The organism is Trebonia kvetii (genome assembly GCF_007827045.1).
Lineage (GTDB): Bacteria > Actinomycetota > Actinomycetes > Streptosporangiales > Streptosporangiaceae > Trebonia > Trebonia kvetii.
The window spans coordinates 179,246-203,777 of sequence record NZ_RPFW01000011.1 but is presented as its reverse complement, the minus strand read 5'-3'; the positions used below and the strand labels follow the sequence as shown (position 1 = coordinate 203,777).

The 24,532-nt window shown below is 69.7% G+C and carries 19 protein-coding genes and 3 pseudogenes; 9 read left to right on the top strand and 13 right to left on the bottom strand.

Annotated elements, in window-relative coordinates:
* Positions 1-743: 743 nt before the first annotated feature.
* Both EAS64_RS40735 and EAS64_RS47785 read right to left on the bottom strand, forming a co-directional pair.
* Positions 744-1,865 (bottom strand): hypothetical protein, encoded by a 1,122-nt coding sequence (locus EAS64_RS40735; protein ID WP_145862065.1) that lies wholly within the window; start codon positions 1,863-1,865, stop codon positions 744-746.
* Positions 1,866-2,009: 144 nt separating this feature from the next.
* Positions 2,010-2,231: a GntR family transcriptional regulator gene (locus EAS64_RS47785; protein ID WP_369333576.1), complete on the bottom strand. Its 222-nt coding sequence runs from the start codon at positions 2,229-2,231 to the stop codon at positions 2,010-2,012.
* Positions 2,232-2,881: 650 nt separating this feature from the next.
* Between EAS64_RS47785 and cas1 the strand changes: the two are divergent.
* Both cas1 and EAS64_RS40720 read left to right on the top strand, forming a co-directional pair.
* Positions 2,882-3,976 (top strand): annotated as a pseudogene (gene cas1, locus EAS64_RS47780) (CRISPR-associated endonuclease Cas1); the annotation flags it as partial.
* Between the two features lie 25 nt (positions 3,977-4,001).
* Positions 4,002-4,361 carry a zinc ribbon domain-containing protein gene (locus EAS64_RS40720; protein ID WP_145862063.1) on the top strand — a complete coding sequence of 120 codons (360 nt, stop codon included), beginning with the start codon at positions 4,002-4,004 and terminating at the stop codon, positions 4,359-4,361.
* Positions 4,362-4,616: 255 nt separating this feature from the next.
* Here EAS64_RS40720 and EAS64_RS47775 read toward each other — a convergent pair.
* The 4 genes and pseudogenes from EAS64_RS47775 to EAS64_RS40700 form a co-directional block, all read right to left on the bottom strand.
* Positions 4,617-5,075, bottom strand: a pseudogene (locus tag EAS64_RS47775) (DUF1810 domain-containing protein); the annotation flags it as partial.
* Positions 5,076-5,103: 28 nt separating this feature from the next.
* Positions 5,104-5,775, bottom strand: coding sequence for a response regulator (locus EAS64_RS40710; protein ID WP_145862062.1), 672 nt, complete (start codon positions 5,773-5,775; stop codon positions 5,104-5,106).
* A 21-nt stretch (positions 5,776-5,796) separates the two neighbouring features.
* Positions 5,797-8,217, bottom strand: a complete 2,421-nt coding sequence (locus EAS64_RS40705) for an FtsX-like permease family protein (protein WP_145862061.1) — start codon at positions 8,215-8,217, stop codon at positions 5,797-5,799.
* Positions 8,214-8,978 (bottom strand): ABC transporter ATP-binding protein, encoded by a 765-nt coding sequence (locus tag EAS64_RS40700; RefSeq protein WP_145862060.1) that lies wholly within the window; start codon positions 8,976-8,978, stop codon positions 8,214-8,216. Before EAS64_RS40700 ends, EAS64_RS40705 begins: the two co-directional genes overlap by 4 nt.
* 190 nt (positions 8,979-9,168) lie before the next feature.
* Between EAS64_RS40700 and EAS64_RS40695 the strand changes: the two genes are divergently transcribed.
* Together EAS64_RS40695 and EAS64_RS40690 are read left to right on the top strand one after the other, a co-directional pair.
* Positions 9,169-10,500, top strand: coding sequence for a sensor histidine kinase (locus tag EAS64_RS40695; protein ID WP_145862059.1), 1,332 nt, complete (start codon positions 9,169-9,171; stop codon positions 10,498-10,500).
* Positions 10,497-11,690, top strand: coding sequence for a DUF4097 family beta strand repeat-containing protein (locus EAS64_RS40690; RefSeq protein WP_187366541.1), 1,194 nt, complete (start codon positions 10,497-10,499; stop codon positions 11,688-11,690). Before EAS64_RS40695 ends, EAS64_RS40690 begins: the two co-directional genes overlap by 4 nt.
* A gap of 129 nt (positions 11,691-11,819) precedes the next feature.
* Here the strand turns inward: EAS64_RS40690 and EAS64_RS40685 are convergent, their stop codons facing one another.
* The 3 genes from EAS64_RS40685 to EAS64_RS40675 all read right to left on the bottom strand — a co-directional run bounded on the left by EAS64_RS40685 (position 11,820) and on the right by EAS64_RS40675 (position 14,752).
* Positions 11,820-12,185, bottom strand: coding sequence for a hypothetical protein (locus EAS64_RS40685; RefSeq protein WP_145862057.1), 366 nt, complete (start codon positions 12,183-12,185; stop codon positions 11,820-11,822).
* On the bottom strand, positions 12,155-13,009 hold the full coding sequence (locus EAS64_RS40680) for a hypothetical protein (protein WP_145862056.1): 855 nt from the start codon (positions 13,007-13,009) through the stop codon (positions 12,155-12,157). The genes EAS64_RS40685 and EAS64_RS40680 overlap by 31 nt, the downstream gene beginning before the upstream one ends.
* A 102-nt stretch (positions 13,010-13,111) precedes the next feature.
* The gene (locus EAS64_RS40675) at positions 13,112-14,752 is read right to left on the bottom strand and encodes a GMC family oxidoreductase (protein ID WP_145862055.1); all 1,641 of its coding nucleotides are present in this window, start codon (positions 14,750-14,752) and stop codon (positions 13,112-13,114) included.
* A 479-nt stretch (positions 14,753-15,231) separates the two neighbouring features.
* On the opposite strand from EAS64_RS40675, the gene EAS64_RS40670 reads away from it, so the two are divergent.
* Complete coding sequence (locus EAS64_RS40670) at positions 15,232-16,935, top strand: Ig-like domain-containing protein (RefSeq protein ID WP_145862054.1); 1,704 nt, start codon at positions 15,232-15,234, stop codon at positions 16,933-16,935.
* A 57-nt stretch (positions 16,936-16,992) separates the two neighbouring features.
* Here EAS64_RS40670 and EAS64_RS40665 read toward each other — a convergent pair whose 3' ends face one another.
* Positions 16,993-17,313 carry a hypothetical protein gene (locus EAS64_RS40665; RefSeq protein ID WP_187366540.1) on the bottom strand — a complete coding sequence of 107 codons (321 nt, stop codon included), beginning with the start codon at positions 17,311-17,313 and terminating at the stop codon, positions 16,993-16,995.
* A 46-nt stretch (positions 17,314-17,359) separates the two neighbouring features.
* Here EAS64_RS40665 and EAS64_RS40660 point away from each other — a divergent pair, with 46 nt between their 5' ends.
* The 4 genes and pseudogenes from EAS64_RS40660 (at position 17,360) to EAS64_RS40650 (ending at position 21,530) form a co-directional block, all read left to right on the top strand.
* On the top strand, positions 17,360-18,661 hold the full coding sequence (locus tag EAS64_RS40660) for a serpin family protein (protein WP_222849987.1): 1,302 nt from the start codon (positions 17,360-17,362) through the stop codon (positions 18,659-18,661).
* A 111-nt stretch (positions 18,662-18,772) separates the two neighbouring features.
* Positions 18,773-19,027: pseudogene (locus tag EAS64_RS47250) on the top strand (DUF5685 family protein); the annotation flags it as partial.
* Positions 19,028-19,113: 86 nt separating this feature from the next.
* Positions 19,114-19,980: a regulator gene (locus tag EAS64_RS40655; RefSeq protein WP_342782117.1), complete on the top strand. Its 867-nt coding sequence runs from the start codon at positions 19,114-19,116 to the stop codon at positions 19,978-19,980.
* A gap of 362 nt (positions 19,981-20,342) precedes the next feature.
* Complete coding sequence (locus EAS64_RS40650; RefSeq protein ID WP_145862051.1) at positions 20,343-21,530, top strand: endo-1,4-beta-xylanase; 1,188 nt, start codon at positions 20,343-20,345, stop codon at positions 21,528-21,530.
* A gap of 393 nt (positions 21,531-21,923) precedes the next feature.
* Here EAS64_RS40650 and add read toward each other — a convergent pair whose 3' ends face one another.
* The 3 genes from add to EAS64_RS40635 all read right to left on the bottom strand — a co-directional run bounded on the left by add (position 21,924) and on the right by EAS64_RS40635 (position 24,476).
* Positions 21,924-22,970: an adenosine deaminase gene (gene add, locus EAS64_RS40645; protein WP_222849986.1), complete on the bottom strand. Its 1,047-nt coding sequence runs from the start codon at positions 22,968-22,970 to the stop codon at positions 21,924-21,926.
* A gap of 25 nt (positions 22,971-22,995) precedes the next feature.
* Positions 22,996-23,631 (bottom strand): hypothetical protein, encoded by a 636-nt coding sequence (locus EAS64_RS40640; RefSeq protein WP_145862049.1) that lies wholly within the window; start codon positions 23,629-23,631, stop codon positions 22,996-22,998.
* A 131-nt stretch (positions 23,632-23,762) separates the two neighbouring features.
* Complete coding sequence (locus EAS64_RS40635; protein WP_145862048.1) at positions 23,763-24,476, bottom strand: nitronate monooxygenase; 714 nt, start codon at positions 24,474-24,476, stop codon at positions 23,763-23,765.
* Positions 24,477-24,532: the final 56 nt, after the last annotated feature.

Below are 24,532 nucleotides of genomic sequence, written 5' to 3'. Positions count from 1 at the left end.
CGCCGGCAGCGGCCCGCAATGCCCGCAGTTTGACGAACCCGGTCAGCTGCCCCAAGATGATCCGGCAGCCGCACGGTGGTCCCTAGGTCGTGGCAACACCCTGGTCCCATGCTCCTGGCAAATGACAACAACGATCCCCGGAACGTTGAAACGATGTGGCAGGGTATCAGGGACTTTCGTGACCTTATGGATAGTCGCATAGATGCTTACACGGATGATCGGTCAACGGAGTTTACCCGCGCGCTACTGGTTATCGATGAACTCAGCCAGTTCTCAGCAATGAGCAAAGTTTACTGGGATTCCAGACGGGAGAAAAGCGATAGGGCTACCCCTCCCATGTGGAATGACGTTGCGGCTATCCTCTGGCAAGGAGCACAGTTTAAATGCTCAGTGCTGGTATTCGGTCAGAGGATTGAAAGCAGCACACTGGCCGGATTGACGGACAGTTTCGGGACGCGCCTACTGGCAGGATTCACGAAACGCACGTATGAGCGGCTGATAGCCATACCTCCCGTACCTGTCTCGCAACGTCAGCGCGGCCGGTTTCTCTACTTCGACGGTGAGCGGCCAGAGTGGATACAGCGGCACTCCGCAGAGCAAGCCGGGAGCCAAGAGCAAGCCAGCCGGTAAGGCAAAGCGGGATTGGTGGGAAGACTGAGCATAGCGATCACTGTCAGGTTATGAGTAAGCCCGCGCTGCCGAGGGTGGCGGTAGCGCGGGCTTACGTATGCGAGGTTAGCGTATCACGCAGAACCTTCAGCGGCTTTCGTATCCGGGAAAGGTGCATTCTGTATCAGGAATTGCAAGTCTTGGAAAATGGATATTTCGAAGTTCACGCCGTAGGCCGGAATGCCTGGCACTCGTGGTTGCGCGCGAAGGAGCGCAGGTGTACCGGACGCCTCGCGAAATATTGTCCGTAGGTGATTGACATGGATTATCAGCTCTGGGACTGTGGGCTTCACCAATTCTAGAAGGACCGAATTAATCGCGAGCATTGCCTGATCGATTATGACGGGTAGGCTGAGTTCCTGGTCTGGATTGTCGCGGAAATCGTTCTTGACCGTTGCAGGACACTTTGACGAGCTGACCATGTAGGACGCGGGGAAAGTGTAGGAGATCTCAGATACCGATTTGCCTGTCGTGTGCTCTAGTCGCTTTGACCGTTTAAGGCGGAGCGGCGGCATTTCTCTGTGTTGAACGAGATTCCGCAGGGCCTCAATTACTCGGTACGCCTGGGAACTGTCATATGCGTGGTTCCTTGCCAAGCGGAAATCGGCTAGCTCACTGCTGTCCTTTCCGAAACGCGAGCTAAGATCATGCTCGGATTGGTCAAGGACAAGACGCCAGACTAGAAGCCAACCAACGAAGGCACCAAGGAGATCTTCTGCTAGTTCAGGCTGCCATTGTTCCCGGGGAGCGTTAGAGACGTGCTCGAAAGTCTGTTTCCAGACTCTATACGATGAACTGAGCAATCGGTATGTGGGAATAGTTGCATACTCGCGGCAGAACCTAGCGGCAGCCTGTATTCGCTGGGCCTCATCCATGTCGACACAGCGCACAAATTTTGTCGTCTCGGGCCCGGTACTTTGCAATGTCCATTCCGGGCAAGCGCCGAGGTCAATCTGAAACGTCCGCTGTGGTTTGCGCGGCTCTCCAATGAAAACGGTTTGTTTCCAACTCTGACCAGGCATTATCTCTTCTTTATCGCCGATAACGATAACCGATTCGCCATCGGCAAGTGTGATTGCGTCTCCAATCTCAAGAGGCTGGTCTCGTTGCATGGTGCCCAGGATGGCACCGCCCTCATGTGAGCCTTGGCTGCGATTTCGGCTCGCCCTACCATCGCGGATCGTTATTTCTATCATCTGATCAAGGTAGCGCGATCCCTATCGAGTTGACCCCTACTTGTCAAAGGTGGCGAACCCCCACGGGGATGCTCACGGCGTATCTCCGCCACTGTCGCACCTGACTCGCCGGATGGCAGGCTTGAGACCAGGAGCGACACACCCTTAGTCCTCTGGCTGTGCCCACCTGGCCCGCGGCGTAACGATCATCCCGATACCGGGAGACGGTACAGCCATGCCACGCTCAGCCAGTCTCGCGTGTGCCTTGCTTGCGGTAGTCCTGGCAATCTCGAATCTCTGGTACAGAACGGTGACAGACGGTACGGCACTGCCGGGTTTCCAGACACCAGAGCGAATCTCACTCTCAAGTATCCGGGCAACCTGCACATAACGGGGCACTCCCGCATAGTCGTCAAGCTCTGTCACGCGGCCAGTCGTACCCGTAGACTCCGTGGCCTGATCACGCGGCGTACACGTAGGAGACGTGGGAGACGTAGGAGGGTAGAATCCTGACCAGCCACAATCGCAAGCGGAGGGTCAGACGATGGCAGGCTCAGGACCATGCTGGAACGGCGCTACTTCCCCTACTCCTGACACGTTCGGCTACGGAGCTGGCCGGGCTCGATGGCTAGATCAGGTAGCCCGTAAGGATGCGTTCCTAGCGGCACATCCCGAGTGGACTGTCACCTTCCAGCGGGACAGGGACATCTTCGAAGCGGTCAGGGAAGACAGGGCAGGACAGACCATCATCACTGACCGTTGGCTAGGGCCGTGCCTAGACAGGATGGAAGCGGCAACGCCTACGCAGGATCAGGAGTGAAGTCACAGTTCAGCGGGACAGTTGCCACGCGGGCACTCATGAACCCTGATCCTCGCACGGTCATCATAGACGGTTATGACTTCGCACTCACCGTGCGGCGCGGACACGTAGTCGTCAAACAGGGCAATCGAGAGCGTGTGCTGTCTCGCATCGATGCTGCCAAGACCAGTGACGGAATAGCCCGTATTATCATCCTGTCTCACCCGGATACGTGAGCATGGAAGTTCTGCGATGGGCGGCCGGGCTAGGCGTGGCAGTCTTCCAGGTAGACAGAGACGGAACTATCGGTTTCTGTTCTCCCGGTTTGCTCACGACAGACGCACGGCTTTACAAAGCTCAGGTTCTAGCACAGCCTGAGATGCCTAACGCGGCTACCGGACTTGAAATCGTGCGGGAACTTCTCACGGCAAAACTAGCGGGACAGCTAGAAGTCCTGCGGCTGACAGGCCAGGACTCACCGCGCATAGCCGAGTGCATCACTCAGCTAGCTACTAGTTCCAACCTGCGGTCAATGCTGGCCGTAGAAGGTAACGCAGCTATCGCCTACTGGAAACACTGGGAAAACCATGTGTTCGTGCCATGGAATCCCGATGCAATGAGATTCCTCCCGGCACACTGGGGAGTATTCAACGGCCGGGCCGGTAACGTCACACTCGGCAACGGTCACTCCAGAGCATCAAACCGCAACGCAACCGACTTTGTTAACGCATGCCTCAACTACGCTTACAAAGTCTGCGAGACAGAAGCAATGTACGCCTGTTACGCACTCGGCTTGCATCCCGGCATAGGACTATCCCACGGGGCAGTTTACGAGGATCAGCCAGCCATGTCTCTTGACATCATGGAACCGCTCAGGCCAGTAGCCGACAGAGTTGTACTCTCCTATTTCGACTACGGGAACGGCATACCATTTTCGGAAGACGGCAAGCCAGCCTATCTCGAAAAGGAATGCGCTTACGAACTGGAAGACGGAACCTGCCGCCTGTTTCCCCCGATGACAAACCGGCTAGCGTCTGCGGTTTCCATGGCGGTAGCGCCGCACGCGATGACATGGGCAGAGAGCGTAGCCCGGAACCTGGCCACGCGGGCACACGTGGCAGTGCTGGCACCGTTTGATCCCCGGATCAGGGAACGCTCAGCCGCACGGCAAGAACTGAACCCATCTCTCACAGCGTCAGACCTCATACCTGACGCACTCTGGGAACGCCTACCGCTCGACCCGGCCCCGGGGCAGGAGCGGGCGCTGCGCTCGCACGCGGGGGCGGCGCGGTTCGCCTGGAACTGGGCCCTGGCGGCGTGCCTGGAACGCTACGCGGCGGAACGCAGGTGGTATTCCGGTGCTGAGCTGCACAGGGATGTTCGACTACAAGACCGCCTGGCGCGGCGGGACGCTCGTCACCGCCGACCGGTCGTATCCGTCCACGAAGACCTGCTCGGGCTGCGGCACGGTGAAAGCCAAGCTGGGCCTGGCCGAGCGGACCTACCGGTGCGACGAATGCGGCCTGGTCCTGGACCGGGACGTGAACGCCGCCCGGAACCTGCTGCACCTCGCCGCCAGTGGGGCGGAGAGGCGAAACGCCGGGGGAGGGACGATAAGACCGCGCCCCGCGCGGCACGACCCGCCGAACCCGGAACCCGGCACCCCGCACGGGGACAAGACCGGGACCGCCGCCCGGCAACAGGCGGCTGCGGCATGAGCGCCCCTGAGCACTCAGCCGCAACGGGTAGGCGTGCCGGTACGACGACGCCCGGATTGGGATCGACGCCGAAGAAGAACGAGAAGCTGTACGTTCCTGGCGGGGTCTTCCAGTCGCCCTCGCGCTTGCGGCCGGCCAGGGCGATCCCGTGGTAGTCGACGCGCGCGGTCCACGGGCCGAAGACGAGGACCTTCTTGGTGCCGGTGACCCGTTCCGCCTTGCGCGTCGCGTTTGCCAGCCTAACAAGCGCGTCACTGTCGCCTCATCGGCAACGCCGCCGAAAAACTCATCGAGCACCTGACGGAACACGGTGCTGTCCGTCTCGGCGGTACCGTCGGTCTCAGTGCTTTCCGTCTCGGCGGCTGCGGCGAACAGCGTCATCGACGAGCGGAGTTTCATCGCGTCGACTGAGCCGAAGATCCGCTCCGCCGGCCTGCCCCTGGTGTCCGCGACCACGTGGGCACACTCCCGCAGCCGCGGGCCGAGCACCGGATGGCCCAGGTAAGCGCGGGCCTCGTCGAGCGAGGAGATCGCGTACTCACGGGCCATCGCACTATTGCCAAGGCCTGCGATCTGCGGGAAGACGAACCACATCCAGTGACTGGTCTTCGCGCCCGCGCGCAGTTCGGCGAGGGCGCGGTCGTAGGTGCCGTAGCGGTCTTGCGCCGCCACGAAACGTTCCAGCCGCCACGGGTCGCTCGGTGCGTCGCTCACCCGGCCATTGTGGCGCACCGGCCTGCTGTCAGGTGGCCGGGGCCGCGCCCAGGTAGCGCAGCACGGCGAGCACCCGGCGGTGGCCGGTGTCGCCCTGGTACAGGCCGAGCTTGGCGAAGATCGAGTTGATGTGCTTGGACACCGCGCTCTCCGTGATCACCAGCGCGGCGGCGATCTCCGGGTTGGACTTGCCCTCCGCCATCAGCGCGAGCACGTCGCGTTCCCGCTGGGTCAGCGCGGCCAGCGGGTCCGCGCCGCGGCGCAGCAGCAGCTGCGCGACCACCTCGGGGTCGAGCGCGGTGCCGCCCGCCGCCACCCGGCGCAGCGCGTCGAGGAACTCGGTCACGTCGGCCACCCGGTCCTTGAGCAGGTAGCCGACGCTGCTCGTGTTGGCGGAAAGCAGGTCGGCGGCGTACCGCTCCTCCACGTACTGCGACAGCACGAGGATCGCGATGTCCGGCCAGCGGCCGCGGATGGCGAGCGCCGCCCTGATGCCCTCGTCGGTGTGCGTCGGCGGCATCCTGACGTCGGCGATTACCAGGTCGGGCAGTTCCCGTTCCACGACGGCGAGCAGTTCCTCGCCGTCGCCTGCCGTGGCCGTCACCTCGAACCCGGAGCTCTCCAGGAGCTTGACCAGGCCGGCGAGCAGCAGCACCGAGTCTTCGCCGATGACCACTCGGAGCCGCTGCTCGCTTGTCATGCCCGTCACCCTATCCCTCGGCTACTCGGCTCGCAGCGCCGTGGCGGCGCGGGCACGAGCGGCCCAGCTCGCAGGGAGCAGCGCCCCGAGCACCGCGATGCCGAGCGCCGCCAGGGAGAGCAGCGCCAGCCGCACGATCGGGAACACCGCGGAGAAGCTCGCCGGGATCCCCGTGCCCGCGGTGCTGCCCATGGCGTGCAGCGTGGCGGTGTTCAGCGCGATCGCGGCCGGCGCGGCGATCGCACCCGCGATGATGGCGGGTGCCACGATCCAGCACACCACCATCAGCACCAGCTGGCCTGGCCGCATCCCGAGCGACTTGAATATCCCCAGGTCGTGCACCTTGTCCCGGGTGCTCATCAGCACGGTGTTGAGCACGCCGAGCGCGGCGGCGACCGCGACCATCAGCGAGAGCAGGCCGATCAGCGCGATGGCGATCACGTAGAACTGGCCGCCGGACGGGGTGAATGCGCGGAACGGGCTGTTCACGTTGGCGAGCGCGCTGTCGACCGAGCTGACATAGGCCGTCGTGCTGACCCCCGGCTTGAGCCCGACGTCCACCTGCCAGAAGTTGTCTGTGCGGCCGACTCCTGGCAGGGTCCGCGTGCTGCCGTAAAGGTGCGGATTCTTGTTCGGCTGGAACACCTCGCCGACAATGCGCACCGGCACCTGCGCGGCGCCGATCCGCAGCGTCGTCGTGTCTCCCACCGTCAGGCCGCTCTGGGTGAGGAACGAGGTGTTCACGTCCACCTCGTCGGTGCCCCGGTACCAGCGCCCGGCGATGAGCGAGTAGCCCGTCCAGGCGGCGGCACCGCTGAACGCGTAGGCGTGCACATTCTGCCCGAGGCCCGCGCCGCTGATCAGCGTGTTGTAGACAGTCACCCGGTGCGCGGTGCCCGGCTGCGCCCGCAGCGCCGCGTCCAGCGCGGACAGCTGCGCCCCGGACGGCCCCTGCTGCGGGCCGGCGCCGGGGCCGTTCTGCTGAATCTGCACCGGGACGGTCGTGGTCAGCTCCTGCGCCACAGCGGCCCTGCTCAGCGAGGAGTGCAGCCCGACCGCGAAGATCACCGCGGTGGCACCGAATGCGAGCGCGGCGAGCGTCACCACGGTGCGCGCGGGCCTGGAGAACGGCGCGGCGAGTCCGAGGCTGACCGGGCGCGGCAGCGGGAGCCGCGCGGCGAGCCGGTGCGCGGCGTACCCGCCGCGGCCGGCCGGCGCGCGCCCGTCGGCGATCGCCTTGACCGCGGACAGGCGGCCAGCGCGCAGTGCCGGGCCGAGTGCCGCGAGCAGGGTGAGCGCCAGCATGCCAAGCGGGGCGATCACCGACGCCCACCACGGGACCTGCTGCCCGCCGACGCTGTAGGCATCCGCCGACTTGCGCAGCACCGGTATCGCGAGCGCGTTGCCCGCGATCACGCCGATGAGGCAGCCGCCGAGTGCCGGCCAGCCGATCCTGCTCAGGTAGACGGCGACCACCTGGCCGGGCGTCATCCCGATGGACTTGAGTACGCCGATCCGTTGGTACTGGGCGACCACCGCGCCGCTGACCACGTTGGCCACGATCAGCACCGCCATGACCAGGCCGATCAGCGCGAACGCGACCACGAACGGCTCCATGATGGCCCCGTTGCCCGCCTCGTCCTGCTGAACCGTCAGCCAGTTCCTGCTGTCGGCGACCGCACCCTTCGGCAGCGCATTGGTGACCCGGTCCAGGTCCGCGCGCAGCTGCGCGAAGCTGGCGGCGCTCGAGAAGCGGTAGAGCACCTGCTCCTGCGTTCCCGAGAAGGACTGGACGCTCCCCGGCCCGGACTGCTGCACGCCGAGCTGTCCCGCCTTCTTCAGCGCCGCCTGTAGGTACGCGGCCTCGGCAGGGGTCACCCAGCCGTCGGCGGTGTTCGTGATCGAGTTGGCGAACCCGACAACGGTGAGCACCGGCGAGCCGGGCACGCCGAGCACCGTCAGCTTGTCACCGACGTTGCCGAAGTTGCCCGCGCTGCCCTCAAGGACCACCTGGCCGGGCCCGTCGGCCCAGTGGCCCGCGTTGAGCACCAGGTCATCAACGGGCCCGTCCGGTCGTGCCCGGCCTGCCAGGTTGTACCCGCCGAACGGCTGTCCCTGTTCGACGTTGACCGATGCCTCGGTGAACGGTCCGGAAACCGCGGTCACTCCCGCGAGCTTCGCCGTCGCGGCAACCTCGGCGGGAGTCACGACAGCCGAGTTCATGGTGAGCGTCAGGTCGGCGCCGCGCTGCGCGGCGAACGCGTGGTCGAAGGGGCCGCTGCTCGCCGCGAGCAGCGCCAGGCCCAGCGTCGCCGACGCGGTGGAGACAAGCAGCACCATGCCGAGGACCGCCGACTGTGCCTTGTGCCGCAGCATGCCGCCGGACGCGGTTCTGATCACGCTCAGCCACCGGGTTCGCGTCCCGGCGGCGGCGGTGGTCATGACCAGGCCCCCTGACCCGCCGCGCCCGCGCCGCCCGCCGTTGCCAGGCTCGCCCCAGAGAGCCCGGTGGCGACGCGCCCGTCAACGATCGCGATGGTCCGTGCCGCGTGCCGCGCGGCGAGGGCGGGATCGTGGGTGACGAGCACTAGCGTCTGGCCCGCCGCGTTCAGCTCGCCGAGCAGCCGACCGATCTCCTGGCCGGTGGTGCTGTCGAGTGCGCCGGTCGGCTCGTCGGCGAGCAGCAGCTCGGGAGCGTTGACCAGGGCACGTGCGATCGCGACCCGCTGCCGCTGGCCGCCGGACAGCCGGGCCGGATAGGCGTTGCGCTGCGCCTCGATGCCGAGCCGTGTGAGCAGCTCCCCTGCCCGCGCCCGCGCCTGGCGCCGCGACGCGCCGGCGAGCTGGGCGGGAAGCAGCACGTTGTCGGTGACGGTGAGGTCGTCGAGCAGGTTGAAGAACTGGAAGATGATCCCGATGTGCCGGGCGCGAAAGCGCGCGACCGCCCCCTCGCCCAGCTTGTCGATGCGCTGCCCGGCCACGGTGACCGTGCCCGCGGTCGGCCGGTCGAGGCCGGCGATCAGGTTGAGCAGTGTCGACTTGCCGCTGCCCGACGGCCCCATGATCGCGGCGACTTCACCGGAGCGCACGCCCATGCTCACGTCGGACAGCGCTGGCTGGGCGCCCGCCTGGTAGGCCTTGGTCACCCCGTCGAGCCGGATCACGTCGCCGGGACTACCCGGCGCGTCCTGCTGTCGTCTCATTACGAACCCTCCCCGGGAACGAATGCACTAAAAGCCGCGGCCACGGCGGCCGGACCCTCCGGTTACGATGCCAGCGGCGGCGGCCGCGCACAGTAGCCAAGGGCTCCGGATCGGAGGTGCAGCCAGCTTCACCATCGAACGGAGCCGCACTGCATGGCACCTCAGCGACCAGCGCAATAGCGTGGAGGTCATGGAAACCACGGTTGACGTTCCGCACCCGGCGCCGGGCAGACCCCATGCGCCCCGGGTGCCGTGGTCGCCGCGCGCCTGGGGCCAGGCAGTCCGCCTGGCCGGGGGCATCGTCGTCCAGGTCATCCCCTGGCTGCTGCTGACCCTGATCGTCGCCTGGGGCACGAGCGCTTCGCACGGCCAGTGGCGGTACCGGGGATGGCTGCTCTTCGTCCTGCTTCTCGCGCTGGTGACGCTGCTCCTCATCCCGGCACTCACCCGCGTCCACCGGCACCGGCTGCGCACGGCAGGGATCTTCATCCCCCCGCAGCCGAGGCGGCCAGACCAGCTGACCCCCCGCGGGATCGTCGCGACGCTGCGCTCCCAGCCGCTCTGGCGGCAGGTGGCCTACCACTTGCTCGCCGGGCCGCTGCTCGGCATCGCGGCGGCCATCGCCCTCGCGCTGTGGCTCGGCGGCCTGCTGTCCGCGACCGTCTACCTGTACGGCTGGGGCCTGCGCCCGGGCAGTGTCTTCCGGCGCGCGACCTACCCCACGGACGGCATCAACGCGCAGCACCTGGGCCACATCCCGGCCGGCGTGTTCCTCACAGCGGCCGGGATCATCGCCCTGGCGGTGGCCCCCGCGGTGACCGCGGCCGTCGCGGAGCTCGATGCCCGTGTCGGCAGGTCCTTGCTCGGCCCGAGCCGTGCAGAGGAACTCGCGCACCGGGTCGAGCACCTCACCCAGACCAGGGCCGGCGCGGTCGACGCCGCCGACGCCGAGCGGCGCCGCCTCGAGCGTGACCTGCACGACGGCACGCAGCAGCGGCTCGTCTCGCTGGCGATGAATCTTGGCATGGCGCGCACCCAGGCGGCCACCGCCGAGCAGGCGCAGCAGGCGATCGCCGACGCGCACGACGAGGCCAAGGCCGCGCTCGCCGAGCTGCGCGACCTGATCCGCGGCCTGCACCCGGCGGTGCTCGAGGACCGTGGCCTCGACGCGGCGCTGTCCGGCGTGATCGCCCGGACGCCCATCCCGGTCCGGCTGACCGTCGACATGACGCGCCGCCCGGCGCCGGTGGTCGAGGCGGTGGCCTACTTCGTGGTCTCCGAGGGCCTGACCAACATCGTCAGGCACGCACAGGCCAGCCAGGCCGAGGTCATCGTGCAGCGGGCCGGAGACCGGCTGCACGTCATCATCACCGACGACGGCGTGGGCGGCGCCGACCCGGCGCGCGGCACCGGGCTTGACGGCCTGCGCAAGCGGGCCGAGTCGGTGGACGGAACGTTCGACATCAGCAGCCCGCCAGGCGGGCCGACCCTTCTCACCGTGGACCTGCCATGCGTCAGATGATCACCACCGGCCAGTCAGGACCCGGCGTACAAGACGGCCCCGTGCGCGGCGGCTGGATCTGGGGCGCCGTCGGCATCGTCACCATCCTCGCCCTCGCCGTTCCCGGGACCTGGGCGTTCACCAGGGCCGGAAACGCTGGCGGCTTCGACAAGCCGCAGAGCGCGGTCCCGACAAGAACCGTCGTCATCACCGAGCCGGTAACCAGCATCAACCTGGAAAGCTACGGTGCGCCCATCAGGGTCATCGGCCGGCCGGTGAGCCAGGTGACCGTCATCGAGGCGATCAGCTTCAACCCGGACATGCCGCGGCCGCGGCAGGCGACTGACACCGACACGCGCGGCCTGCTGACCCTCGCGGCGCCCGCGTGCCAGACGCAGGACTGCAGCGTCGGGTTCACGGTGATCGCGCCGCCTGGCGTCACTGTCAACGCGACAGGAGACGGCGGCCCGGTGAGCGTGGCCGGCGTGGCGGCGTCCACCATCAACTCAAGCGGCGGACAGGTCAGCGCCACCGACATCAGCGGGCCGCTCAGCATCTCCGCCGGCGGCGGGAACGTGACGGTATCCAATGCGCCCAAGGCCTCCGTTGACTCCGGCGGCGGCACGGTGGAGGTGACCGCAATCGCCGGCCAGCTCAGCGTGCACGCCGAGGGCGGCCAGGTGAGCGTTAACGGCGCCGGCGCGGCCGATCTCGACTCGGGCGGCGGACCCGTCACCGTGGCCGACGTCACCGGACCGCTCCGGGTGTTCGCCGAGGGCAACAGCATCACCGTGACGAAGGCGCCATCGGCGGACCTCGACTCGGGCGGCGGCGCGGTGACCGCAACCTCCATCCACGGGGCACTCACCGTGCGGGCCGAGGGCGGCACGGTGCAGGCAACCGACGTGACGGGCGCGTTGGACGTCGACACCGGTAGCGGGCCGCTGACCGCGGTCGCCATCTCTTCCGTCACGGCGTCGGTGCGGAGCGAGGGCGGCGGCGCCGTGCTCGCGTTCGCCCAGGCCCCTACCTCCGTCCACGTCCAGACGGACGGTGGCATGGCCACCCTGTCGGTGCCAGGCGGCCCGTACGCGGTGTCGGCCGACAGCGGCGGCGGGCCGGAGTCGGTGGCCATCGCCACCAGCCCCGGCGCGTCAAGCACGATCAATGTCAGCACCGACGGCGGCCCGCTGCAGATCGGCCCGGCCTAGCCAGGCCGCCGGCGGGGCCGCTGCCCGCTGGCCCGCGAACTCGCGTCATCGCGCGATCGCGGGCCATCGGCGGCAGCCGCGAGCCAGATCCCGGCGGCCGCGTGGCGGGGGTGCCACGGGGCGATGCCGTCAGCGGACGAAGATCATGCCCTTGGTGCGGAGCACGGGGCCGGTGGTCGGCACGCGGGTGAGCCCGCCGGTCTTCATGCTGACGGTTGCCAGGTAGTTGGCCGGGAAGCCGGGACCTGGGCAGGTCGCCGGCGCGCTGCTCGAGTCGCACGGCGTCACCGACGCGTACATGGCGCCGGGCGCAAACGTGCCCGTCACCGTGTCCACCGTGTCATTGGTTCCGTCGGTGACGTACAGGGCGCCGCGCGGCGCGGTCGCCCAGGCGCTGTCGTCGACCGACGCGCGCAGGTGCAGCGCGGTCAGGAACTGCCGCGGGCCGGCGAAGCGGTCGAAGATCAGCTCCTGGTCGCCCTGGGAGTCGAGCATGAAGTCGCCCGCGTACTGGCGGCGATGGCCGGCACGACCTCGTTGGAGTCGGGGTCGGTCAGCGCCAGGCGGATCGTCTTCCCCGCGGCGGGACCGTTGGCCTGCCTGGCCCACGCCTCGTCGCCGAACAGCGGGCGCATGTGGGCGACCCTGGTCCGCGCGCTGAGCGTCACCACGTAGACCGCCGGATACTTCGGGTTCGGCGCCGCTGCCCCGGTGGTGCCCGGCGCCGACGCGGAGATGAGGATGCTGCCCCGGTAGATCGAGATGGCGTCGGTGCCGCCGTTGTGCGGCAGCGGCTTGCTGTAGGCGTAGTGGAGGACCCGGCCGGCGCGCGGCGCGATGGCGTACAGGCTGGAGTGCGCGTCCTCGTTGACGGTCGCGAGGACCTGACCCAGGTGCGGGTCGGCGGTGAGCCCGTCGCACTTGCCGTGCAGGTCCCACTGGGCGACCTCCCGGCCGGCCAGCGTGAACTCGACGATCGTGGAGTCCAGGTTCCCGACGGGCGACGCCTCGCCCTGTGGGCCGACGCCGTTCTGGAAGCTGACGAAGATGTCCTTGCCCAGCTGGGTGATGTCGTCGGGGCTTGCGAGGGCTTCGGTGCGCGCGGCACCCTTGCCGTCGGGCCGAAACCGGTGACGCAGGTCCTTGCCGTTGGCGATCCTGGTGACGTGAAGCGGCCGGACGGCGAAGCCGTCCGTCCTGGCGGGTGCCGGCTGCGCGCTGGCGGGCGCGGCGAGCGCACAGGCCGCCGCCACCACCCCCGCGGCTGCCGCGGCCGCGGCGGCGAGCATCTTGGCGTTGCGCTTGCTGTTAGAAATCATCACAAACGCTTATTACGCCGCTCTTGTGACACCGACGCTGCGCGACCCGAACACTGGGTGAAGCTCCGCCGTCCGGCAGCGGTCGGGAAACTGTGCCTCTTGTTAAGCGACCGGCATGGCCGCGGGGCCCCACGCCGCCTTTCCCGTGATGAGGTCGGCGGCACGCTCGGCGACAGCGACAACCGCGGCCTGGATGTCACCCGCGGGGATAACCGGGATCACCGAGGCGTCGGCGACGCGCAGGCCGGCGACGCCGATGACGTTGAGCTCCGGGTCGGTGACCGCGTCCGATCCCGTGCCCATGGCGGCGGTGCCGCAGGGATGGAAGGACGTCGAGCAGTGCTCGCGCACGAACGCCTCCTTCTCCCTGGCGGAAAGCCCGACCGCTGCCAGCAGCGGCTTGTCGATCAGCTCGGCGTAGGCGGCGGTGGCGGCCAGGTCCATGATCGTGTCCAGCGCTTCGGCGAGCGTGTCAAGGTCCGCACGCTCGGCGAGGAAGCCGGCGTCGATCTCCACCGAGTCCGGTCCCGTCTTCTCGGGGTCGCGGACAGTCAGCCTGCCCCTGCTCACCGAGCCGAGCAGTGCCGGGCAGATCGCGAAGACCCGGGGATCGCCTGCCAGGCCGTCCGGCGCAGCTCCGCCCGGCCCCGCGTGCGGACCCTGCACGACGAAGGCGTGCAGGTCGGGCCGGGGCGCGCGCGAGCTGCGCCAGTTCATGAGGGCGCCGCCGCCGTCATCGGTGACCAGGCCTAGTCGGTGCCTGGCCAGGAACTGCACGCCGCAGAGCAGCGGATGGTCCTGCAAGTTGCGGCCCACGCCCGGCAGGCAGGCCACCGGGTTGACGCCGAGCGCGCGCAGTTGCGCCGGGTCGCCGATGCCGGACCTGATCAGCAGTTCCGGCGTACCGAACGCGCCGAGGGCGAGCACCACGCCTGCCTGGGCGCGGGTCCTGCGAAGCGCTCCCCTGACGGTGTGCACCACCGCGTCGCAGCGCGGCCCGGGGCCGAAGCCGAGCCGCAGCGCCGTCGACCCGGTGAGCACGGTGAGGTTGGGCGGCGGCTCCGGCGCGGCGGCCCAGGCGCCGACCGGGACCTGGCCGGGCGCTGGCGGCGGCGCCCAGGCGGGCAGGTAGCCGTCGACCACGCTGAACCTGCGGCCGTCGGCGATGTTCAGGTTGGCGAGCGCCGCGCCTGCCGTGTCGCCGGCGTTGAGGTCATCGAGCCTGGCGAGGCCGAGTTCGGCGGCGCCCTCGACGAGCGCCGACGCGACCGGGTGCGGCTTACTCGGGCGGGTGACCCGCAGCGGGCCGCTCCCGCCGCGGTGCTCCGACGGGCCGCCCTCCCAGGCCTCGCTGCGCCGGAAGTAGGGCAGCAGGTCCGCGTAGTTCCATCCGGTCGCGCCCGCCCGCCCCCAGGCGTCGTAGTCGCCGGGGTGGCCGCGGAACCAGCGCATCGCGCCGGTCGCCCCGCTGCCGCCGAGCACCTTGCCGCGCGGGATGGGAATGCCACGGCCTGCCACATGCGGGGACGCCCGGTAGCGGTAGCCCCAGTCGAGCGCCGTGCCCGGCAGCTTGGTCCACTGCGGCGGGTCGACGATCTGCGCCACGCCGCGGCCGTAGGTGCCCGCCTCGATCAGCAGCACCGAGGCGGCAGGCAGTGCGGCGGCGAGCCGGGACGCGACGACGCTGCCCGCACTGCCGCCGCCGACGATGACGTAGTCATAGGCCGGCTCTGTCGCGCTCACCGTGCCCCCTTGGTTCGGCTCCGCCGTCCGGTGATCCCGGCGTCATCTTCCGACGATCGGCACTGGGCATTTCGGCTGCCGCCGTGAGCCGTTAACGCCCGGTTACGGCTGTCACGGCCCGGCGGCACAGTCACGTCCTCCTTGCCGGGAACCTACGGGGGCGCGGCGGCGCCCAAGTGGCATGCGACTCGGGATGCGGTTCTCACCCCTACTGCTCGCCGCTTCGCTGGTGATCTGCCTGTCTGGTCCGTGTCAGTGGTTCCTCCAGACGGGAGATGATCATGGAGACGGACATGGACGTCGGCCGCAGGCCCGCGATGGACGGGTGCGGGGAGCCACAGCCATTCACGGCGCCCGCCCAGCTGAATGCGGTTACCGGCCTGCCGTAATTCTCCGATGGCCGATGCGGCCTGTCGGTGCCATGATGTCTGCTGAGGGAATCCTTAGGATTTCCCAGGTCCGATGGGGAGCACGGAACCATGACGCGACGTGCGGCACTCATGTTGGCGACGGCCATCGCCTTCCTGCTGGTCACGGGGATCACGGAACCGGCAGAAGCCGCCCAGTCAGCGGCGTCCACCTGGGGCGGGGCAACCGATCCGCTCCGCGCCTCGATTGGCATCCAGAGCGCGCTGATCGAGCAGCTGTCATGCGCGTCGGCGGGGAACTGCACGGCGTTCGGGATCTACCAGACGGCCGGCGGACCGCAGACGCCGTTCGCGGTGACGGAGAAGGGCGGTAGGTGGCAGCCGCCGCAGGCCCTGGTCACCGGCAACACCGCCAATTACCTGACCTTCGCGGTGTCCTGCGCCTCGCCAGGCAACTGCGCCGCCGGCGGGTCAGCGCCCGGGCCATCCGAGGTCTACTCCGCCTTCGTCGTCAGCCAGGTCAACGGGAAATGGGGGCCGGTCACCGACCTCGTCGGAACGGCCAACGCGGCGGCTGCGGACTTCACCACGACCACGGCGATCTCCTGCTCCGTGCCAGGCCGGTGCACCGCGGGCGGGCAGTACACCGACGCGGCGGGCCTAGTCCAGGGCTGGGTCAGCGACGAGCAGGCGAACGGAACCTGGACACCACGGTTGCGCACCGCGGCCAACCTGAACGCCGGCAAGGGAACGGTGACCGCGGTGTCCTGCGCATCGCCGGGAAACTGCGCCGTCGCCGGCCAGTACACAGACGCGTCCAACGTCACCAGGGCGTTCACCGCCGACAAGCGCGGCGGCGTCTGGTTCCCCGCACACCCGGTGCCAGGTCCGCTGACCGCTGGAACGGCCGCGCTCCCCTCGGTCTCCTGCGACGCGCCAGGCGACTGCGTCGCGGGCGGCTACTACAAAGCGGCGTCGGGAAACGAGGCCTTCGTCGTCAGGGAAAAGAACTTCACCTGGGGCACAGCCACCGAGCTCCCCGGCACCGGCGCGCTGAACAAAGGCGGGGACGCCCGGGTCACATCGGTATCCTGCCGCGCGCCAGGCAACTGCTCAGCCGGCGGCCACTACACCGACGCCGGGCACCACCAGCAGGCGTTCGTGGCTGCCCAGCACGCCGGCCTCTGGGCCAAGGCGGTCGAGGTTCCCGGGCTCGGCTCCCTCAACGCCGGCGGCACGGCCGAGGTCACTTCGCTGTCCTGCGCGTCCGCGGGCAACTGCGTGGCGGGCGGGTACTACTCCCCAAGCGCCAATGCCCACGACGCCTTCGTCGTGAGCGAGCGGAACGGCAGCTGGCAAGGCGCGCAGCTGCCGCGCGGCGCGGCCGCCCCGGCGGGGCGGGACACCAGGGTGCTCTCCGTCTCCTGTCCAGCGGTGAGCTACTGTGGCGCCATCGGCTTCTACATCGGCAGCAACCATTTCTTGCACTCCTGGGTGGCCAGTGGGTCGGTCAGCCAGCGGACGACGGCCGCGGAGAAGCTGTCGGCCAGCACGGTGAAATACGGGAAGGAACAGAGCGTCCGGGTCAGCGTAACGGTCGCCGCGAAGTTCCACGGCCCGGCCACCGGGACGGTCACCGTGATCGCCGGCTCCGTCAAGATCTGCGTGATCACGCTGAGACACGGGGCTGGGTCATGCACGCTAACCGCGCGCAAGCTCGCGCCAGGCGCCCACAAGCTGACCGCCAGGTACGCGGGCAACGTTACCTATCAGCCAGCGCTGTCCGTCCCACGCACGCTCACTGTCAAGAGATAGCGGGCCGGTCGGGCGTTAAGACACGGCTGGCCAGGTAGTCGACGGGCCCGAGCCGCATCAGGTCGTCCTTGACCAGCGTGCCCTCGGCGGCGACGAGGCGGCTGGCCTGCCCGAGGCGGGCACGCTCAAGCGCGTTGCCCAGAGCGGGGCGTTGGCGAACCTGGGCTGGGTCATCCGGCGGGTCAGGTAGTCACGAGTCGTCTTCGCAGTGGCGGTCCCGTTGGCCTGCCTTGCCCACACCTCGTCGCCAAACAGCGGGCGCATATGGGCGACCCTGGTCCGCGCGCTGAGGGTAACGACATAGACCGCCGGGTACGTCGGGTTCGGCGCCGCGGCCCCGGCGGTGCCCGGCGCCGACGCGGTGATGGGCACGCGCATGGAACCGGCGCGGGTCCGACGGCGTCCAATGAGCATGCGACTTGGGATGCGGTTCTCACCCCTACTGCTCGCCGCCGGCCTGACGGCGGCTGTCGCCGGGTGCGCGAGCGCCACGGCACCTCGCCCCGCGCCGTCACCGGTCGAGGCCCGCGGGGTCGCGGCGATCGAGCCGGCCGCCGACCCGCGCCCGTTCGGCGCCGCGGACACCGCGTTCGGACTCGACGTGCTGCGCGCCTGGTGCGCGCAGTACCCGGGCAAGAACCTGGTGTTCTCGCCGTCCACGCTTGCCAGCGCCCTCGGCATGGCCTACGCGGGCGCCCACGGCGCGACCGCCGCCGCGATGGCCAGCGTGCTGCACCTGCCCGCGGCAGGCGGCACGAACCTTGCGGCCGGGCTGCAGGCGCGCGCGGACGCGCTCGGGGCACTCGGCGGGCCAGGCGTGACCCTCGCGCCGAGCGACGAGGTGTGGGCGGACCCGTCGCTGCCGCCGCTGACGAGCTACCTCAACGCGGTGGCGACCGGTTACCGAGCAGGCCTGGCCAAGGCGCCGTTCCTGAGCGACCAGGCCAAGGCCGCCGACGAGGTGAACGCGGCGATCGCGGCGGCCACCCGCGGGCACATCCCGCACCTGGTGTCTCCCGGCATGCTCAGCGACGTCGGCTGGGTGCTCACCTCCGCGCTCTACATGAACGCCAAGTGGGCAACGCCGTTCGACCCGGCCAAGACCACCAAGGACGACTTCACGCTTGCCAACGGGAAGACCGTGCTGCCCTTCTACCTGGAGGGCAAGGGGTTCGCCTACGCGAGGGCCGCAGGCTGGACCGCCGTCGACCTGCCATACAAGGGCGGGAAGCTGACCATGACGGCGCTGCTGCCGCCGGCTGGGTCCGCGTCCGGCTCCTGCGCGCTGCCGAGCCAGGCGGCGCTGACGTCGCTCACCGCGGTGCTGCGGGGCAGAGGTCTCGGGGCATCCAGCATCCAGGGCGCCGCCAGCTCGGCCGAGGTGGACCTGCCCAAGGTCAGCCTGAGCACGGGCGGGGACCCCGGTGACATGAAGCCGGTGCTGCAGCGGCTCGGCATGGGCGTGGCGTTCACCGCGCAGGCGGACTTCACCGGGCTCTCGAAGCTGGCGGGCAACCTGGCGTTCGTTCAGCAGGCGGCCACCCTCCAGGTCGCGGAGAAGGGCACGGTGGCCGCCGCGGCCGCGGCCGTGGGCGTCACGCCGACCTCGGCCGAGGTCAACCCGGTCACCGTCAGGTTCGACCGCCCGTACCTGATGCTGGTGACGGCCACGTCGACCGGCGAGCCGCTGTTCCTCGCCGAGGTGGCCGACCCGACCGCGAGCTAGCGGCATCGGTTCACGGGAGGCGTCCCGATGGCACATTCATCATCACGCCATGGCGGAGCGGGTCGGGGCCGGTTAGGGTCTGGGTAGTTCCTGAAGAATTCGCCTTGGGCCGTGGCGGTGGCCGGTGCCTGGCGCGGTAGGGCAGCGCGGTGCGGGCCGCGCAGTGGGAGGCCTGGGACAGTGTTCGGGATCATCCGGCCATGCAAGCACCGGCTCGGCGGGGAACTCGGGGACGCGTGGCGGGCGCACCTGTGCGGGCTCTGCCTGTCGCTGCGCGACGATCACGGCCAGGCGGCGCGGCTCGCGACCAACTACGACGGGTTGATCATCTCCGTGCTCGCCGAGGCGCAGGCGGACGGCCCGCCGGAGCGGCGCATGGCCGGACGCTGCGCGCTGCGCGGCATGCGCCGTGCCGAGGTGGCATCGGCGACTGCGCGCGGCTCGCCGCCACGGTGTCGCTGGTCCTCGCCTCGGCCAAGATCCGCGACCACGCCGACGACGGCGACGGCGCGCTCGGCACGCCAGGGGTGCGCGGCGCGGCGACCGCGCTGGCGGCGCGCTGGGCGGCGGCGAGCGCGCGGACCGGGCGTGAGCTCGGCTTCGAGGTCGGCGTGCTTACCGAGGCGATCGGGCGGCAGACGGCCGTCGAGGCCGCCGCCGGGCCCGGCACGTCCCTGCTCACCGTCACCGAGCCAACGGAGACCGCGACGGGCGCCGCGTTCGCGCACACCGCGGTGCTCGCGGGCAAGCCGGGCAACGCGGCGGCGCTCGCCGAGGCCGGCCGGCTGTTCGGCAGGATCGCGCATCTCGCGGACGCGGCCGAGGATCTCGCCGCCGGCCGGGCAGCCGGCGCGTGGAATCCACTGCTCGCCACCGGGACCGCCGTGGCCGAGGCACGACGGCTGTGCGACGACGCGCTGCTCGGCATCAGGCTCGCGCTCGCCGAGGCCGAGTTCCGCGACAGCCGGCTGGTGCACACGGTGCTCGTGCACGAGCTCACCCGTTCTGTGCACCGGATATTCGGCGGCGTCGCCCGCACCGAGCTGCCCGACGCGGCGGACGCCCCCGAGGATTCCTGCGCTTCCGGCGCGGCTGAATCGGGTGACCAGGCGGACGCCGCGCACGGCCACGGGCGCGGGCGCGGCCTGCCGCTGGCGGGCCTGGCGGCGCTCGCCGCCTTGCCGGGACTGATGTCGCTGCGCCGCCGGCGCGGCTGCTGCTGCGACTGCGGCGAGGACTGCTGCTGTGAGTGCAGCTGTGAGTGCTGCGGGGATGCCTGCTGCGACGGGTGCTGCGACTCCTGCGACTGCGGCTGCTGACCGCAAACCGCGCTGACCCGGCGCGCGCAAACCGGGCGATACTGCCGGGAATCTGGTGGGCGTGCTTGCTCGCGTACTTCTGCCTGCTGTCGTTCGTCCCGGTGGGGGCGGCGCATCGAGTGCGGTCCGCTGGGCAAATGCGCCAGCGACTAGGGGACTGAACCAGGCCGAAACGTTTCGAAAGTTTCGAAAGTCACTGGAGTCACGATAAGCGTCTCCAATCATTAACTTCTCGGTATGAATGCGGGAGTTGGCCATTGACAGGGATTATCAAACACGTTTAGCGTGCGCTCAATCAACAGATTCGTCCGAAATATTTCGGATTAGGCCGAAATATTTCGGGTTGAGCGAGAGGCGAACACATGGACGTGAAACGCCGTAGCGTTCTTGCTGCCGGCGCGGCGGGTGCCGCGGGCTTGGCGGCGACCCTCGGCGGCGTGACCGACGCGCGCGCGGCCACCGCCCAGGCGGGCAGGGCGGCCGGCCAGCAGGCGCCGGCCAGCGATTCGCTGCGCGACCTGGCCGCGGCGATCGGCCTGCGGGTCGGCAGCGCGATCATCCCGCAAGACCTCAACACCCCCGCGTGGGCAGCCGTTGCCGCCAGCCAGTTCTCCGTGGTCACCCCGGGCAACGAAATGAAATGGCAGGTCGTCGAGCCTACGCAGGGCAATTTCGACTGGTCGGGCGCGGACAACCTCATGGCGTTCGCGAAGGCCAACAACCAGCTGGTCCGCGGGCACACGCTGTGCTGGCACAACCAGCTGCCCGACTGGCTGACCACCGGCGTGTCGAACGGGACAATCAGCTCGTCGCAGCTGCGCGGCCTGCTGCAGCAGCACATCTACACCGAGGTCGGCCGGTACCGCGGCCGCATCTGGCAGTGGGACGTCTGCAACGAGTTCATCACCGACGCAAACCCGCAGATCAACCCGAACAACTTCTGGATCGCCAACGCGGGCCCCGGCATCATCGCCGACGCGTTCCGCTGGGCACGCCAGGCCGACCCGCACGCGCTGCTGTTCTACAACGACTACAACATCGGCGGCGAGGACGGCACCAACGCAAAGGCCGACGCCGCCTACGCCCTCGCGCAGCAGCTGCTCGACCAGCACGTGCCGATCGACGGCATCGGCATTCAGGGACACCTGGACACCCAGTACGGCTGGAGCCCGCAGCGGCTGCAGGAGGACATCGAGCGGTATGCCAGCCTCGGCCTCAAGGTCGCGATCACGGAGGCCGACGTCAGGACGTTCGTCAACAACGCCACTGACCAGGTGCCGACGGACAGCCTGTCGCAGTTCGCGCAGCCTTTTGAGTTCTCCGAGATGCTGAAGGCCGGCCTCGCGGTGCCCGAGTTCATCTCGTTCACCGTCTGGGGCTTCACCGATGCGGACTCCTGGGTGCCCGGCTTCTTCACCGGCGAGGGATACGCGACGATCTACGACGTCAACCTCAACCCCAAGCCCGCCTACTACGCGCTGCAGTCCGACCTCGCCATCGCCGCGCACGGCGCACCGCGCCGGGTGCGGACGTACTCGCCGCGCGCCTGATGCCGCCGGCCTGACGCCAGCGGCCCCACCCTCCACCGCTACGACGGCCGTCAGGGGTCATGGCGCGGGAACGGAGGCAGCCCCCGGGAGCCTCCCCTCGGCTTCCGGGGGCTGCGGACGGGTGCGGCGGAGCCACGCACCCGTTCCGAGTAATGACCTTCAGTGGCCTGCGAGATCGGCGCGGCGGATCCGGATTATGGTGACCGCCGTGACAAGCAACAGCAGCGAGATGGCCGCCGCCGCCAGGAACGCGCGGTCGAAGCCGGCCGCGAGCGCGTGCTGTTAGGCGGTAGGCGGCCGCCCGCCACGCCGCCGACGACGATCCGGCGGCGGTCCCCGCCGCGGTGGCCTGGGCGCGGGCGCTGTCGGAGACCACCGCCCAGGCCATGCGTTTCACGGGGCGAGGCGGGCGGCCTCGGCGGCGATGCGGGCCGACAGCGCGCGCTTGCCGTCGTCATCGAGCCAGCTTGCCGCCACGCCATCCAGGGCGAGGTCCACCATCTGGTCCCACGACCAGTTCCACGCCGCCGCACACGTGGCGTACTCGGCGGCCAGGTCCACGCCGGTCATCGCCGGGTCGTCGCTGTTGAGCGTGACAAGGACTCCCGCGTCGCGCAGCCGCGGCAGCGGGTGGCGGCCCACTGAGCCGCACGCGCGGGCGATGACCACGTTCGATGTCGGGCACATGGTCAGCGGGATGCCGCGGCCGGCGAAGAACGCGACCAGGTCCGGGTCGTCGATCAGCGACACGCCGTGGTCGATCCGTTCGGCGCCAAGGCCGACGGCGACGACGCCGATGGACGCCGCCGGGGCAACCTGGCCCTGGTGACCGCAGCGGCGCAGCCCGGCGGCGGCCGCCTCGCGGTAGGCGGGCGCGAACGACAGCGGGTCCACGGTGAGCTCGGCGGAGTCCATGCCGATGCCGATCACCCGGTCCGCGCCCGCCGCGTTCGCCCGGCGCAGCCCGATGAGCTCGGTCATGAGCTGCAGACCGGCCTCGCCGCCGTAGCTTCTGTCCATGTTCACGATGAGCCGGGTCGTGGCGCCGGTCTCCGCGTCGCCCGCCGCGAGTCCGGCGGACAGCCCCTCGATCACGGACGCGAGCGTCTGACCGGCCGCCAGGTGCCTCATCGGCGAGACGAAGACCTCGGCGTAGACCCGGCCCGTCGCGGCGCCGTCGAGCACCGACTCGTAGCCGAGCCGCTCCCAGTCGGACTGGTCGCCAAGGACCGACTGGATCAGCCAGAAGACACGCAGGAACTCATCGAGCGATTCCCAGCGGTACAAGTCGCGGACGTCGCCGGGCGGCAGCGGCACGCCGTTCTTCCTGGCCAGGCCGGCCACCGTCTGCGGTCGCAGCGCCCCTTCCAGGTGGCAGTGCAGCTCCACCTTGGGCAGCGCGCGCAGCGCCTCAGCCAGCGACAACCCTGATCCGGTCACGGGTGCCAGGCTAGCGGGCCCGCAGTCAGCGGTGCACGGCGGCGAGCAGTGCCGCATACGAGCGGACCAGCGCGGCGTGCTCCAGCGGAAGCAGTCCGCTGTCTGGCTGGCAGCCCTCGCGAATCCACTGATCGGACAGGTCCATGGCCCTGGCTCGCTCCACCGCCGCCTGGCGGAGCGCGGATTCCGGCTCGCCGTACACGTAGGAGTACAGACGGGTCAGTGCACCGGTCAGCTCCTCGCCGGGTTCGGCGTCGCCGGCGGGCTCGCCGCGGTCGCCCGCGTGCTGGCCCTCGCGATGCGCTCGCCACCAGTCGACCTCGAGTTCGGCGGCCCTGGCCGGGTCGTCGGGCTCGCCGTGGGCAAGCTTGACCAGGGCGTAAAACCGCCGCATGCGGGCGCGGGCGCCCGCCGGGTCGTTGCCGGGATACGGCGCCCACAACTGGTTGGCCCGCAGTACCAGCCAGGCGCCGCGCATGGTCCGGTACCAGCCCAGGCCGAACCCCACCCTGACCAGCCCGACCGAGGCGATCAGCACCCGCGGCCAGCGCCGCAGGTAGTACCCCACCCAGGCCTGGTACTCGAGGTCGGCGAGCCGGACTGGGTCGAAGGACCGCAGCCGGCTCGGCGCCCCGGCGCTGACCTTGACCGTGCCGATCATGACTGCCCTCCGGTACCGTGCGCGGCCGCCCCGTCAGGCCCGCGCTGCCCGCACTTGGTACTGATACGTCACATGCAGGCGCCAGGGATCACCCGGTTTTCTCTAGATGGGCTTGCGCCGCCTGGATGCCGTCACCTGCCGGTCGCGGGCTCTTCGCGCCCGGGTGCCGCGGCGCGGGCCAGCGCTTCTTCGGCCTGGGCGGCGAGAACGGCGACCAGGCCGGCCGCGGGCGGCAGGTCGGCGATCAGGCCGATCGCCTGGCTTGCCCAGTTCGGCGGCGGCAGCTCGCCGCTCGCGACGCCGGCCCTGAAGGCCTGCCTGGCGCGGGCGTCGGCGGCCAGCTCATCCTCGCGGCCGCGCCACTCGTCGAGGTACGGGTGGCCGAAGGTGCGGGCGGGATACTTCGCCGGCCAGGGGGCGCCGCGGGCGATGTCCAGGATGCGACTGCGTTCCGTGTCCTCACCGCCGCCCGCGACGATCGCCTGCTTGACCGCGTCATCGGTCAGGGCCTCCGCCGTGGCCTGGAACCTGGTGCCGATCAGCGCGCCTGCCGCTCCGACCGCCAGCACCGCGGCCGGCCCGTGCTCGAGTGCGAGGTCGACCACGCCGACAGCGGCCGACCAGCTCTGGAAGCCGACGCCCCAGGGCCTGCTCGTGCCCGCCGCGACGACCGGCAGTTCCCGCGCCAGCCAGGTCTCGTCTCCGGTCCCGCCGCCGAGCAGGCCGAGCCCGCCGCCGTTGGACACCGCGGCCGCGAGCGCACCGCCCGCCGACCCGCCCATCGGCGCCAGCGCGATCGGGTGCGTCAGCCCGAACATCCGGGTGAACTCCGTGGACAGTGCCATGACCGCATCATCCTCACTGGCCGACGGCAGGACAAGCACCGTCCGGGGCCCGGCCC

Coding starts and splice junctions, on each gene's coding strand:
- EAS64_RS40735 (WP_145862065.1), bottom strand. CDS start 1,865: ATGATAGAAATAACGATCCGCGATGGTAGGGCGAGCCGAAATCGCAGC.
- EAS64_RS40710 (WP_145862062.1), bottom strand. CDS start 5,775: ATGACAAGCGAGCAGCGGCTCCGAGTGGTCATCGGCGAAGACTCGGTG.
- EAS64_RS40705 (WP_145862061.1), bottom strand. CDS start 8,217: ATGACCACCGCCGCCGCCGGGACGCGAACCCGGTGGCTGAGCGTGATC.
- EAS64_RS40700 (WP_145862060.1), bottom strand. CDS start 8,978: ATGAGACGACAGCAGGACGCGCCGGGTAGTCCCGGCGACGTGATCCGG.
- EAS64_RS40695 (WP_145862059.1), top strand. CDS start 9,169: ATGGAAACCACGGTTGACGTTCCGCACCCGGCGCCGGGCAGACCCCAT.
- EAS64_RS40690 (WP_187366541.1), top strand. CDS start 10,497: ATGATCACCACCGGCCAGTCAGGACCCGGCGTACAAGACGGCCCCGTG.
- EAS64_RS40685 (WP_145862057.1), bottom strand. CDS start 12,185: ATGCTCGACTCCCAGGGCGACCAGGAGCTGATCTTCGACCGCTTCGCC.
- EAS64_RS40680 (WP_145862056.1), bottom strand. CDS start 13,009: ATGATTTCTAACAGCAAGCGCAACGCCAAGATGCTCGCCGCCGCGGCC.
- EAS64_RS40670 (WP_145862054.1), top strand. CDS start 15,232: ATGACGCGACGTGCGGCACTCATGTTGGCGACGGCCATCGCCTTCCTG.
- EAS64_RS40665 (WP_187366540.1), bottom strand. CDS start 17,313: ATGCGCGTGCCCATCACCGCGTCGGCGCCGGGCACCGCCGGGGCCGCG.
- EAS64_RS40660 (WP_222849987.1), top strand. CDS start 17,360: ATGCGGTTCTCACCCCTACTGCTCGCCGCCGGCCTGACGGCGGCTGTC.
- EAS64_RS40650 (WP_145862051.1), top strand. CDS start 20,343: ATGGACGTGAAACGCCGTAGCGTTCTTGCTGCCGGCGCGGCGGGTGCC.
- EAS64_RS40640 (WP_145862049.1), bottom strand. CDS start 23,631: ATGATCGGCACGGTCAAGGTCAGCGCCGGGGCGCCGAGCCGGCTGCGG.
- EAS64_RS40635 (WP_145862048.1), bottom strand. CDS start 24,476: ATGGCACTGTCCACGGAGTTCACCCGGATGTTCGGGCTGACGCACCCG.